The sequence below is a fragment of the Pseudomonas sp. MS15a(2019) genome, from assembly GCF_013277805.1.
Classification (GTDB): domain Bacteria; phylum Pseudomonadota; class Gammaproteobacteria; order Pseudomonadales; family Pseudomonadaceae; genus Chryseomonas; species Chryseomonas benzopyrenica.
On record NZ_VBTN01000010.1, the window covers coordinates 454,634 to 467,407 of the forward strand.

Genomic DNA, 12,774 nt, shown 5'->3' on the forward strand with positions numbered 1-12,774 from the left:
GCCAGCCAGCGGTCTCGGCATAGCCTGGGTACAAGGCTTGATCCAAACATCCCCTCTCCCTCCGGGAGAGGACCAGGATGAGGGCAACCGCAGGCAGTCAGGTTACCCGTTAGCGACGCGAAGGGGCCAAGGCTACGATCTTTTTCACTGCTAGGCCGTCGCAGGGATCACCCTCACCCCAGCCCTCTCGCAAAGGGAGAGGGGGTTGTTTCGTCCACCCGGACGCATCAATGCACCGCCGCTGCCGCGAAGAGGAACCACCGTAGCGTGGAAAACGGCGCAGTCTTTTCCACTGGAACAAACGTCGTACGGGATGCCCGCACCCCAACCCTCTCCCAAAGGGAGAGAGGGAAGTTCGGTGCGCTAGTAGCCTCCTCGCCCCAATCCTCTAACAAAGAAAAAGGGGGCTATTAGCCCCCTTCCCTTCACAACGCCCGACCGGCTTACCGGCGCTTGTCCTTGCGCTTCTTCTCGGCCTTCTTGTGGTGGCTCATCAGCCGGCGCTTCTTGTTGACCTGGCGCTCGGTGAGGGTGTTCTTCTTGCCCTCGAAGGGGTTCTCGCCACCGCGGTACTCGATACGGATCGGCGTACCCACCAGCTTGAGCACCCGGCGATAGGTCTTTTCCAAGTAGCGGGTATAGGACTTGGGCACCGCTTCCGTCTGGTTGCCGTGGATGACGATCAGCGGCGGGTTGGCGCCACCCAGGTGGGCATAGCGCAGCTTGATGCGCCGGCCGCTGACCATCGGCGGCTGGTGCTCCTGCACCGCGTCCTCGAGGATCTGGGTCAGGCGGCTGGTGGGCCAGCGGGTGGTGGCCGAGGCGAAGGACTGCTGGACCGACTTGTACAGATGGCCCACGCCGGTGCCATGCAGCGCCGAGATGAAGTGGATGTCGGCGAAGTCGACGAACAGCAAGCGGCGTTCCAGTTCGGTCTTGACGTAGTCGCGCTCGCCGGACTCCATGCCGTCCCACTTGTTCAGGGCGATCACCAGGGCACGCCCGGTCTCCAGCACGAAGCCGAGCAGGTTGAGGTCGTGCTCGACCACGCCTTCGCGGGCATCCATGACGAAGATCACCACGTTGGCGTCCTGGATCGCCTGCAGCGTCTTGACCACCGAGAACTTCTCGACCGCCTCGAAGACCTTGCCGCGGCGGCGCACGCCAGCGGTGTCGATCAGGGTGTAGCGTTCTTCGTTGCGCTCGAAGGGGATGTAGATGCTGTCGCGAGTGGTACCGGCCTGGTCATAGACGATCACCCGCTCTTCGCCGAGCATGCGGTTGACCAGGGTCGATTTACCGACGTTGGGCCGGCCGATCACGGCGATCTTGATGCCGGTGGTCTCGTCGATGCCCTGCACGCGACGGAAGACGTCACCACCCTCCTCTGCGGCAGCGCGCACCTGCTCCTCGGTGAGCTCCTCGACCTCGAACTCATCCTTGGGAAAGACGCCCAGGGCGTCTTCCAGCAGATTGTTCACGCCGCGCCCGTGGGCCGCGGCGATAGGATAGGCGTCGCCAATGGCCAGCGGGCTGAATTCCGCCCGGGCGATATCCGGGTCGACGGTATCGACCTTGTTGGCCACCAGGAAGGTGCGCTTGTTTCGCTTGCGCAGGTGCTCGGCGATCATCTGATCGGCGACGGTCATGCCGTCGCGGGAGTCCACTAGGAACAGTACCGCATCGGATTCTTCGATGGCCTGCAGCGACTGCTCGGCCATCTTCAGGTCGATGCCTTCCTCGTCACCGGAGATACCGCCGGTGTCGACCACGATGTAGGTGCGTCCCTGCCACTTGGCTTCGCCGTACTTGCGATCGCGGGTCAGGCCGGCGAAGTCGGCGACGATGGCGTCCCGAGTCTTGGTCAGGCGGTTGAAAAGCGTGGATTTGCCGACGTTCGGCCGCCCCACCAGGGCAATTACGGGAACCATACGGCTCTCCCAGAGCAGAAAACACGATGGCCGCTACCGAACTTCACGGTAGCGGCCATCGGTTGAGGATAAAGGGTTCTAGCGCAGACGATAGGCGACGAGTTTACCGCCATTGCCGTAAACGTAGAGCATGTCGCCGACGACCAGTGGTCGTACCCGGACGCCGTCACCGTCGACCTTGGTCCGACCGACGAAACGACCGTCGACCTGGCTCAGCAGGTGGATGTAGCCGGCGTAGTCGCCCACCACCACGTTGCTCGACCAGACCACCGGACCGGTGAGCTGGCGACGGGCCAGATCGGCATTGGTCCAGAGCGCGGAGGTGGAGGATTCCTCGACCGCTTCCACGGTGCCGTTGTCCAGGCTCAGGTAGACGTTGCCGAAACCTTCGGCCACGCCGTCGTAGCTGGAGGCGTCACGCTGCCAGAGGATCTGGCCGTTGGCCGGATTGAGCGCGACCACGCGGCCGTTGTAGCTGACCACATAGAGGGTGTCGCCCGACAGCGACAGGCCGCCGTCCACGTCGACGATCCGCTCCAGTTCGGAACGGCCCTTGGGCACGGCGATCTGCTGTTCCCACAGCGGCAGGCCGCGCTGCACGTCCAGAGCGACCACCTTGCCGCTGGCGAAACCGGCCATGACCACCTGGTTGGTGACCAGGGGCGCACCAGTGCCTCTCAGACTCAGCACCGGCTGGGTGTCTTCGTAGATCCAGCGACGGGTGCCGCTGCCCAGCTCGAAGGCCTGCAGCTTGTCGTCCTGGGACTGCACCACCACCTCGTCGTTGTTGACCACCGGGGCGGACAGCACTTCGCTGGACGCCTGGGCGCGCCACTTCTCGTCGCCACTGGCACTGTCGAGGGCGATCACCTGGCCACGCAGGGTGCCGACCAGCACCAGGCCGGAGCCCACGCCGACGCCGCCGGACACCGGCAGGTCCAGGTCCTTCTTCCACAGCACCTGGCCGGTCTCGCGATTCATCGCCATGACCCGGCCGTCGGCATCAGCGGCAAAGATCGTCTGGCCGTCGACGGCCGGTACCAGGCGGTTGTATTCCTTGCCCTGGCCGTCGCCCACCGAGCGACTCCAGACTTCATCCAGGCGAACTTCAGCCTTGATGTCCTTCAGCTCGGCCGGCGGCAATTCCTTCTTGCCGGTGCTGCTGCACCCGACGACCGCAAGGGCGAGACCCAGTACCGCGATAGGCTTCCAGCGCAACATCAGGCGTCTCCTTTGGCGAGATCATCGAGTTTCATCTGCAGCACGCCTTCGGCTGCGTCGTTGGGCAGCGCGGCGCGGGCTTTTTCATAGGCGGCGCGGGCCTCGGCCGGCTTCTTCAGCGCCACCAGCAGGTCGCCACGCAATTCTTCGCGATTGGCGACATAGGCCTTGGGCGCCTCGCCATCCAGCAGCTTGAGGCCCTCTTCGGCCTTGCCCTGGGCCGCCAGCACCCGGGCCAGTCGCTGACGCGCCAGCTCGCCGAGTTCGGCGTCATGGGGCTTGTCCACTACGGCCTTGAGTTCGGCGGCGGCGTCGTCCAGGCGATTGTTCTCTACCGCCACCTTGGCGACGAAGAGGCTCCCGTACTGGGCGTAGGCGGTACCGGAATAATCCTGCTTGAGCTTGCCGTAGGTGTCCGTCACCCGGGCGGTGTCGACCTTGCCACCGGGAGCCAGCGTGGCTTCCACCAGTTGCTGATAGAGCACCGAAGCGCCTTGCGCCTGGCTGTTCTGGTAACGCTGCCAGCCCTGCCAGCCGAGCACCGCCACCAGGGCGATGACACCACCCGCCACCAGCGGCTTGCCGTTACGCTGCCACCAGGCCTTGGCGACCACCAGATTGTCGTCGTCGATGGAACTCAAATCCGTTCTCCTCAATTCCCGCGACCGGAACCGGCCAGGGGCAAAATCTCGTCCAGACGGGCGGCCAGGGCCGCGAAATCGACCTTTTCCTGGGGCGCATCGCCACGCAGCGGCTTGAGTGCCACCTGTTGCGCGGCCAGTTCGTCTTCACCCAGGATCATGGCCCAGAGCGCGCCGCTCTTGTCGGCCTTCTTGAACTGGCTCTTGAAGCTGCCGGCACCGGCATTGACCAGCAGACGCAGGTCCGGACGGGCATCGCGCAACTGTTCTGCCAACTTCAGGCCGGCCAGCTCGGCCGCCTCGCCAAAGGCGCACAGATAGAGATCGGCGGGTCGCTGCAGATCGCCAGGCAGGCATTCCAGGGTTTCCAGCAGCAGCACCAGGCGCTCGACCCCCATGGCGAAGCCGACACCCGGGGTGGGCTTGCCGCCGAACTGGGTGATCAGGCCGTCGTAGCGGCCACCGGCACAGACGGTGCCCTGGGCGCCCAGCTTGTCGGTGACCCACTCGAAGACCGTACGGCCGTAGTAGTCCAGGCCACGCACCAGCTTGGGGTTGATCTGGTAGCGAATGCCGGCGGCGTCCAGACGGGCCTTGAGGCCGTCGAAGTGCGCGCGGGACTCGTCGTCCAGGTAGTCGGCCAGGGTCGGGGCGTCCTGCAGCAGCGCCTGGGTCTGGGCGTTCTTGCTGTCGAGGATGCGCAGCGGATTGGTGGTCAGGCGGCGCTGGCTGTCTTCGTCGAGCTGCTCGAAGCGTTCCTGCAGATAGGCCACCAGGGCTTCGCGATAGCGGGCGCGATCGGCGCTGGAACCCAGGCTGTTGAGCTGCAGGGTCACGGCGTCGGTCAGGCCCAGGCGTTGCCAGAGGCGCGCGGTGAGCACGATCAGTTCGGCATCGATGTCCGGACCGGGCAGGTTGAACACCTCCACGCCGATCTGGTGGAACTGGCGATAGCGACCCTTTTGCGGCTTCTCATAACGGAACATGGGCCCGGCGTACCAGAGCTTCTGCACCTGGCCACCACCGGTCATGCCGTGTTCGAGCACGGCCCGCACGCAACCCGCGGTGCCTTCCGGACGCAGGGTCAGGGACTCCTCGTTGCGGTCGAGGAAGGTGTACATCTCCTTGTCCACCACGTCGGTGCCCTCGCCAATGCCACGGGCGAAGAGTTCGGTGAACTCCATGATGGGCAGACGGATCTCGTGGTAGCCATAGCCGTCGAGCAGCGTCGCGAAGGTACGTTCCAGGTAACGCCAGGCCGGAGTCTGCTCCGGCAGGATATCGTTCATGCCACGGATGGCTTGCAGGGACTTGCTCACGAAAGGGCCTTATTCCTTGATCTTTCAGCTGCGCGCGATGAGCGCGGCATCCGCTTCGGCCTTTTCGGCCGCCTTGCGGCGGATGAGCCCTTCCAGCTCGTCCACCAGATTGTCGTTGTTCAGCTTGGAGGCCGGCTTGCCATCGATGTACACCAGATTGTTGGGCGTACCTCCGGTCAGGCCGACATGGGCTTCCTTGGCTTCGCCGGGACCGTTGACCACGCAACCGATCACCGCGACGTCCAGGGGCACCAGCAGGTCCTCCAGGCGCCCTTCCAGTTCGTTCATGGTCTTGACCACATCGAAGTTCTGCCGCGAGCAACTCGGGCAGGCGATGAAGTTGATGCCACGCGAACGCAGGCGCAGGGACTTGAGGATGTCGAAACCGACCTTGATCTCCTCGACCGGATCGGCCGCGAGCGAGATGCGGATGGTGTCGCCGATGCCTTCGGCCAGCAGCATGCCCAGGCCCACGGCGGACTTCACCGTGCCCGAGCGCAGGCCGCCGGCTTCGGTGATGCCCAGGTGCAGCGGCTGCTCGATGCGGGTGGCCAGCTGACGGTAGGCCGCCACGGCCATGAAGACGTCACTGGCCTTCACGCTGACCTTGAAGTCCGGGTAGTCCAGCTTCTCCAGATGGTCGACATGGCGCATGGCCGACTCCACCAGGGCCTCCGGGGTGGGCTCGCCATACTTCTTCTGCAGGTCCTTTTCCAGCGAACCGGCGTTGACGCCGATGCGGATCGGGATGCCGCGCTCGCGGGCCGCGTCGACCACCGCCTTGACCCGGTCTTCGCGACCGATGTTGCCAGGGTTGATGCGCAGGCAGTCCACGCCCAGCTCGGCCACGCGCAGGGCGATCTTGTAATCGAAGTGAATGTCGGCCACCAGCGGCAGGCTGACCCGCTGCTTGATGCGGCCGAAGGCTTCGGCGGCGTCCATGTCGGGCACGGAGATGCGCACGATGTCGGCACCGGCGTCCTGCAGGCGCTGAACCTGGGCCACGGTGGCGTCGACGTCGCAGGTTTCGGTGTTGGTCATGCTCTGCACGGCGATGGGAGCATCGCCGCCGACCGGCACCGAGCCGACCCAGATCTTGCGGGACAACCGACGTTTGATGGGCGATTCGCTATGCATGCTGGTTTCCCATGGGGTCGCCGGACGTCATTGTCCGGCCTGACCGAGTTTGATGCGGGCGGTCTCGCCCTTGGTGTAAGGCGCGAGGTCGACGACCTGGCCGTTGTAGGTGATCTGGGCACCGCGAGCGAAGCCGAGACGGATGTTGACCGGCGCCTTGATCGAGGCGTAGTCGAGGCTCTCGCCGCCCTTTTTCACGCCGCTGAAAAGGATCTTGCCGGTACCGTCGCTGACCTGCGTCCAGCAGTTGGCGGTGAAGCGGATGTTGAGGCTGTCGCTGCCGGCGACGGGCGCTGCGGCAGGCGCGGTGGCCGAGGCGGCAGGCGCCGTTGCAGCCGGCGCCGGAGGGGTGGACGTGCTCGAACCGCTGGCCGGGGCCGGAGTCGGCGCGGCGGTCGGGGTGGTCATGGCGGCCACGGCATTGGCATCCGGCGTCGGCGTGCCTACCGGAGACGGCAGGGTGACGGCGGGCTGCTGAGCAGTGACCGGGGGCTGTTCTTCCGGCTCGTCGATGGGATGGATCTCGGTCTTGCCGTCGGCACCCTCGACCTCGACATGCTCCATGCTCACGGCGCTGCTGCTGGAAGTCTGACGACTGCGCTCCTGCCACCAGAACAGACCCATGGCGATGATCAGCACCACCAGGACGAAACTGACGAATCTGAGGACATTTCGCGACAACCGCACCGGCTCGTCGAGGCGGCCCAGGCTGTGCACGGTGCTGCCCTTGGCATCGGTGCCGGTGTAGCTGTCGAAGGTACGCACCAGTTCGACCTGGTCCAGGCCCAGCAGCTTGCCATAGGCCTTGGTGTAGCCACGGGCGAAGGTGTGCCCCGGCATCTGCTGATAGTTGCCGGACTCGAGCTGCTCGATGATGCGCTCGCTGAGATTGAGATTCTGGGCGACCTGGGCCTGGCTCCAGCCAAGCGCCAGTCGCTTCTGACGCAAGATCTCACCGGGATTGCCCCGTCCGGCGTGTACCGCTTCGGATTGCACTGCGGTCATTTCTGCTCCGACTGAAGTTGACGATATTCAGGTGAGTTCGGGTAGAGGCGCTTCAGCTGCAGGGCATAGCTCGCGGCGGTGTTGCGATCGTTGAACACCTCGGCGAGGCGGATCCCGAGCAACAGGCTGCGGGCATCCTGGGGGCTGAGCTGGCTGAAGGCCTGGTAATAGCTGCGAGACGGCACGTAGTCGCGCGTCTGATAGGCCAATTGAGCCAATTCGAACAGGGCCCTGGGCTGATTGCGATCCAGCCGCAGGGATTTTTCCAGATTTTCCTTGCCCAAGTCGACCTGATTGAGTCGCAAGGCCGTCAGGCCGAGATTCTCGAACACCCGCGCGCGCTCGGGGTAGAGGCTGTCTTCGGCGGCCTGGGTGAAGCGTTCGTAGGCATCCTTGTAGCGCTCCTGCTCATAGAGGAAGCTGCCATAGTTGTTGAGGATGCGGGCATCGCGGGGCCGCTCGCGCAGGGCCAGGCGATACTCCTGATCGGCCAGTTCGGTCTCGCCCTGGGCCTGGAACACCAGCCCGAGGGCGGCATGGGCGTCGGCGCTGGAGGAATCCAGTTCCAAGGCCTTCTTCAACGGCACCTTGGCTTGTTCGGTGTTGCCCTGCTGGACATAGCCGAGGCCAAGCTGGATGTAGGCATCACGGGCCTGCATCCGTCCCTGGCGGGTATCCATGGGGTTGCGGTCACCCTCGGTCACGCAGCCGGCCAGGCTACCGACCACCAGGGCGAGCGCGACAGCCGCAAAGCGCGTGATCGCCATGATCGCGCCCTCAGCCCTGGAGCGGCGTCACGGTTTCGGCACCGTCGAGCTGGCGAACGGCGATGTAACGCTGGCTGCGACGGGTACGGTCCATGACCTGCCCCACCAGCTGGCCGCAGGCGGCATCGATGTCGTCACCGCGGGTGGTCCGCACCGTGACATTGAAACCGGCCTGCACCAGCAGCTCCTGGAACCGGCGGGTGGCGTTCTTGCTCGGCCGCTCGTAGCCGGAGTGCGGGAAGGGATTGAAAGGGATCAGGTTGATCTTGCAGGGCACGTTGCGCAGCAGCTCGATCAGCTGCAGGGCGTGCTCGGGCAGGTCGTTGACGTCCTTGAGCAGGGTGTACTCGATGGTCAGGACGCGCTTCTCGCCCAGTTGCCGGATGTATCTCTGGCAGGCATCGAGCAGCATGGCCAAGGGATACTTGCGGTTGATCGGGACCAGCTCGTTGCGCAACTCGTCGTTGGGTGCATGCAGCGACAACGCCAGGGAGACGTCGATGTGCTTGGCCAGCTCTTCGATCATCGGCACCACGCCCGAGGTGGACAGAGTGACCTTGCGCTTGGAGATGCCGTAGCCCAGGTCGTCCATCATGATGCGCATGGCGGCGACGACGTTGTCGAAGTTCAGCAGCGGTTCGCCCATGCCCATCATCACCACGTTGGTGATGGCGCGGTCGATCTTGGCCGGTACGCTGCCAAAGGACTTGTTGGCGATCCACACCTGACCGATCACTTCGGCGGCGGTGAGGTTGCTGTTGAAGCCCTGCTTGCCGGTGGAGCAGAAGCTGCAGTCCAGGGCGCAACCGGCCTGGGACGACACGCACAGGGTGCCACGGCCGTTCTGCGGAATGTAGACGGTCTCGACGCAGCTGCCGGAGGCGACGCGGATCACCCACTTGCGGGTGCCGTCGCGGGAGATGTCCTCGCTGACGATCTCGGGGCCACGGATCTCCGCGGCGGCCTTGAGCTTTTCCTTGAGCGCCTTGCCCAGGTTGCTCATGGCGTCGAAATCATCGATGCCGAAGTGATGGATCCACTTCATGACCTGGCCGGCGCGAAAGCGCTTCTCCCCGATGGACTCGAAGAACGACTCGAGTTGCGGCTGGGTCAGGCCCAGCAGATTGACCTTATCGGTGGCTGTGGTCATGGGATCACCTCGACGAAATCTGTTTGAAGCCCGCGCAGGACGCGGGCGATGCCAGGAAGGCGGGCTGGCCGCTTCCCTGGCCGGCGCTCATCCTTAGCGGATGCGCTCGCAGACTTCGGTGGCTGCGAAGAAGTAGGAGATCTCGCGCGCGGCGGACGCTTCGGAATCCGAACCATGGACGGCGTTTTCGTCGATGGAGACAGCGAAGTCGGCACGGATGGTACCGGCGTCGGCTTTCTTGGGATCGGTGGCGCCCATCAGCTCACGGTTCTTGGCGATGGCGTTGTCGCCTTCCAGCACCTGGACCACGACCGGACCGGAGGTCATGAAGGAGACCAGATCCTTGAAGAAGGGACGCTCTTTGTGTTCGGCGTAGAAGCCACCGGCTTCGCGCTCGGACAGCTGGACCATCTTGGCAGCGACGACGCGCAGGCCAGCCTTCTCGAAGCGGGTGACGATCTCACCGACGACATTCTTGGATACGGCATCGGGCTTGATGATCGACAGGGTACGTTGAACAGACATGTGAACTCCGAATGTGAGAATAGAGCAAAAACGAAACCCGCGGATTATACGCGGGTCCCGGTGAAAAGCGTAGCGCGGTACGGGCGATGCGTCAGGCGGACTCGTCGATCCAGGCGGCTTGGATGGCCTCCAGTACCTTCTCGCCACCGCGCTGCGGATCGTCGTCGAACTCCGGCAGGTCCACGACCCAGTTACGCAGCTTGACGAAGTTCACGTAGCGCGGATCCACGTCGGGATGGGCGTCGTTGAGTTCGATGGCGATATCCAGCACATCGGTCCATTTCAGTGCCATGACAGCTGTCCTCAGTGACCTTCGGAAACCTGGTTGATGGTGTAGCGCGGAATCTCCACCACCAGGTCTTCGCTGCCAACTACCGCCTGGCAGGACAGGCGCGAACGCATTTCCAGGCCCCAGGCCTTGTCCAGCATGTCGTCTTCGAGCTCATCGGAAGGCTCGAGGGAATCGAAGCCTTCCTGGACGACTACGTGACAGGTGGTGCAGGCACAGGACATCTCGCAGGCGTGCTCGATGTCGATGCCGTTGCGCATGGCCGCGGCGATGATGGTTTCGCCTTCGCTGGCTTCGAAGACTGCGCCCTCGGGGCAGTGCTCGGCGTGGGGCAGCAGGGTGATCTGCGGCATGATGGAACTACTCCTCGATATCGTTGAGACGACGACCCGCCAGGGCCGCCTTGACCGAGGCGTTCATCCGCCGGGCGGCGAAGGCATCGGTTACGTGAGAAAGACGCTTGGTCTGGTCTTCGAGCGCCTGGAGGTCGGTGGCGTCCAGCAGCTCGGCCAACTGGCCGATTTCCAGCTCGATCACCTGACGCTCCTCGGCGTCCAGCAGGCGCTCGCCGTCGGCGGCCAGCGCGGCGGTGACCGCCTCAATCAGCCGCCGCGCTTCGACCTGCTGCTCGCGCAGCGCGCGGGCCTGCATGTCGTCACCGGCATGACGGAAGGAGTCCTGCAGCATGTTGGCGATCTCGCCGTCGGTCAGACCGTAGGACGGCTTGACCTGGACGCTGGCTTCCACGCCGCTGGACAGCTCGCGGGCGCTGACGCCGAGCAGGCCGTCGGCATCGACCTGGAAGGTGACGCGGATCTTGGCGGCACCGGCGACCATGGGCGGGAAGCCGCGCAATTCGAAACGGGCCAGGGAGCGGGCGTCCTTGACCAGTTCGCGCTCGCCTTGTAGCACATGCACCAGCATGGCGGTCTGGCCGTCGCGATAGGTGGTGAAGTCCTGCCCCCGCGCCACCGGAATGGTGGTGTTGCGCGGAATGATCTTCTCCATCAGGCCGCCCATGGTCTCGAGTCCCAGGGACAGCGGGATGACGTCCAGCAGCAGCAGTTCTTCGCCGGCACGATTGCCGGCCAGGGAATCGGCCTGCAGGGCCGCGCCGATGGCGACCACGCGATCCGGATCGATGTCGGTGAGCGGGGTGCACTCGAACAGTTCGCCCACGGCTTCGCGCACATAGGGCACGCGGGTGGAGCCACCGACCATGACCACGGCAGCGATTTCTGCCGGCTCCACTTCCGCATCACGCAGGGCGCGGCGGCAGGCCTTGAGGCTGCGCGCCACCAGCGGGGCGATGAGCTCTTGGAAGGTGCTGCGCTCCAGCACGCCCGACCAGTCGCCATGGCTGACCTCTACGCGCTCGGCAGCCGACAGGGCTTCCTTGGCCGCGCAGGCGCTCTGCAGCAGGCGCCGCTGAGTGCCCGGATCCAGATCGCTGGACAACCCGGCCTGCTGGACGATCCAGCCGGCGATGGCATGATCGAAGTCATCACCACCCAGGGCGCTGTCGCCACCGGTGGCCATGACTTCGAAGACGCCGCGGGTCAGGCGCAGGATGGAGATGTCGAAGGTGCCGCCCCCCAGGTCGTAGATGGCGACCACACCCTCCTCGCCCCGGTCCAGGCCATAGGCCACGGCGGCCGCGGTAGGCTCGTTGAGCAGGCGCAGGACGTTCAGTCCGGCGAAGCGGGCAGCGTCCTTGGTGGCCTGGCGCTGGGCATCGTCGAAGTAGGCCGGCACGGTGATGACCGCGCCGACCAGTTCGCCACCCAGGGTGGCTTCGGCCCGCTCGCGCAGCACCCGCAGGATGTCGGCGGAGACCTCCACCGGACTCTTGCGCCCGGCAGCGGTATCGATGAAGGGCATTTCCGATTCACCGGCGACGAAGCGATAGGGCAACTGCTCACCCAGCTGCTTGACGTCGGCAATGCCACGCCCCATGAGGCGCTTGACGGAGAGAATGGTATTGAAGGGATCCTGGGCGGCAGCGGCCTTGGCGCCTGCCCCCACGTCGACCCCATCGGCGGCATAGCGCACGGCGGAGGGCAGGATCACCTCGCCCTGCAGATCGGGCAGGGTCTCGGCCACGCCACTGCGGACGGCAGCCACGAGGGAATTGGTGGTGCCCAGATCGATGCCCACCGCCAGCTTGCGCTGGTGCGGCTTGGGCGCCATTCCGGGTTCGGCTATCTGCAATAGAGCCATTGGCTAGTCGGCTTATGGTTGTCGGTGCCTGAGCGACACCTGTGATTAATCGTCCAGACGCTCTTCGAGCTGGCGGATCTCGCTGGCCAGCTTGTCGAGAAACTGCATGCGACGGACCAGGCGTTCGGCAGACTCGCGCTGGGCGGGATCCTGCCAGATCACCGCGAAGGCCTGCTCGATGTCGCGCTGCGCCTCCTTGAGGCGCTGGCGGAAGGCGGGAATGCCCGCGCTGTCGCCGGCGTCCTGCAGGTCTTCCAACTCCTCGCGCCACTGCAATTGCTGCATGAGGAAATCGGTGTCCTGGATGGTCGCCTCGAGCGGCATCTCGTGGCCTTCGAGCTCCAGCAGATAACGCGCGCGGCGCGACGGCGCGCGCAGCACGTGATAGGCCTCGTTGAGCTCGGCCGACCGCTCCAGCGCCTGGCGCCGCTCGCGTTCCGGCGCATCGGCGAACCGATCCGGATGGACCGTGCGGGCCAGGTCGCGATAGCGCGCGGCCAGACCCGCCTGGTCGATCTCGAAGGCGGGCTTGATCTCGAACAGCGCGAAGTGACAGGGCTTACCCATGG

The 12,774-nt window shown here is 65.0% G+C and carries 13 protein-coding genes; all 13 read right to left on the reverse strand.

The genetic code is table 11. The features are described 5' to 3' along the window. Positions 1 to 443 precede the first annotated feature (443 nt). Positions 444 to 1,931 carry a ribosome biogenesis GTPase Der gene (der, locus tag FEZ61_RS16565; protein ID WP_173149548.1) on the reverse strand — a complete coding sequence of 496 codons (1,488 nt, stop codon included), beginning with the start codon at positions 1,929 to 1,931 and terminating at the stop codon, positions 444 to 446. Between the two features lie 78 nt (positions 1,932 to 2,009). Next, positions 2,010 to 3,152: an outer membrane protein assembly factor BamB gene (gene bamB / locus FEZ61_RS16570; RefSeq protein ID WP_173149550.1), complete on the reverse strand. Its 1,143-nt coding sequence runs from the start codon at positions 3,150 to 3,152 to the stop codon at positions 2,010 to 2,012. Next, entirely contained in the window at positions 3,152 to 3,793 is a 642-nt protein-coding gene (locus tag FEZ61_RS16575) for a tetratricopeptide repeat protein (protein ID WP_017639744.1), read from the reverse strand. Before FEZ61_RS16575 ends, bamB begins: the two co-directional genes overlap by 1 nt. Before the next feature lie 11 nt (positions 3,794 to 3,804). Then, entirely contained in the window at positions 3,805 to 5,112 is a 1,308-nt protein-coding gene (hisS, locus tag FEZ61_RS16580) for a histidine--tRNA ligase (RefSeq protein WP_017639745.1), read from the reverse strand. A gap of 24 nt (positions 5,113 to 5,136) precedes the next feature. After that, on the reverse strand, positions 5,137 to 6,249 hold the full coding sequence (gene ispG / locus FEZ61_RS16585; RefSeq protein WP_017639746.1) for a flavodoxin-dependent (E)-4-hydroxy-3-methylbut-2-enyl-diphosphate synthase: 1,113 nt from the start codon (positions 6,247 to 6,249) through the stop codon (positions 5,137 to 5,139). A gap of 27 nt (positions 6,250 to 6,276) precedes the next feature. Continuing rightward, positions 6,277 to 7,254, reverse strand: coding sequence for a helix-turn-helix domain-containing protein (locus tag FEZ61_RS16590; RefSeq protein WP_017639747.1), 978 nt, complete (start codon positions 7,252 to 7,254; stop codon positions 6,277 to 6,279). Continuing rightward, positions 7,251 to 8,021, reverse strand: a complete 771-nt coding sequence (pilW, locus tag FEZ61_RS16595) for a type IV pilus biogenesis/stability protein PilW (RefSeq protein ID WP_173149552.1) — start codon at positions 8,019 to 8,021, stop codon at positions 7,251 to 7,253. Before pilW ends, FEZ61_RS16590 begins: the two co-directional genes overlap by 4 nt. A 10-nt stretch (positions 8,022 to 8,031) precedes the next feature. After that, a complete protein-coding gene (gene rlmN / locus FEZ61_RS16600) occupies positions 8,032 to 9,171 on the reverse strand; it encodes a 23S rRNA (adenine(2503)-C(2))-methyltransferase RlmN (protein WP_017639749.1) in 1,140 nt (379 codons plus the stop codon). Positions 9,172 to 9,264: 93 nt separating this feature from the next. Next, positions 9,265 to 9,696 (reverse strand): nucleoside-diphosphate kinase, encoded by a 432-nt coding sequence (ndk, locus tag FEZ61_RS16605; RefSeq protein WP_007162425.1) that lies wholly within the window; start codon positions 9,694 to 9,696, stop codon positions 9,265 to 9,267. A 91-nt stretch (positions 9,697 to 9,787) separates the two neighbouring features. Next, complete coding sequence (iscX, locus tag FEZ61_RS16610; RefSeq protein ID WP_017639750.1) at positions 9,788 to 9,988, reverse strand: Fe-S cluster assembly protein IscX; 201 nt, start codon at positions 9,986 to 9,988, stop codon at positions 9,788 to 9,790. 11 nt (positions 9,989 to 9,999) lie between these two features. After that, a complete protein-coding gene (fdx, locus tag FEZ61_RS16615; protein ID WP_017639751.1) occupies positions 10,000 to 10,338 on the reverse strand; it encodes an ISC system 2Fe-2S type ferredoxin in 339 nt (112 codons plus the stop codon). A 7-nt stretch (positions 10,339 to 10,345) separates the two neighbouring features. Then, the gene (gene hscA / locus FEZ61_RS16620) at positions 10,346 to 12,205 is read right to left on the reverse strand and encodes a Fe-S protein assembly chaperone HscA (RefSeq protein ID WP_064309414.1); all 1,860 of its coding nucleotides are present in this window, start codon (positions 12,203 to 12,205) and stop codon (positions 10,346 to 10,348) included. A 45-nt stretch (positions 12,206 to 12,250) separates the two neighbouring features. Beyond that, the gene (gene hscB / locus FEZ61_RS16625) at positions 12,251 to 12,772 is read right to left on the reverse strand and encodes a co-chaperone HscB (RefSeq protein WP_064309415.1); all 522 of its coding nucleotides are present in this window, start codon (positions 12,770 to 12,772) and stop codon (positions 12,251 to 12,253) included. Positions 12,773 to 12,774 lie beyond the last annotated feature (2 nt).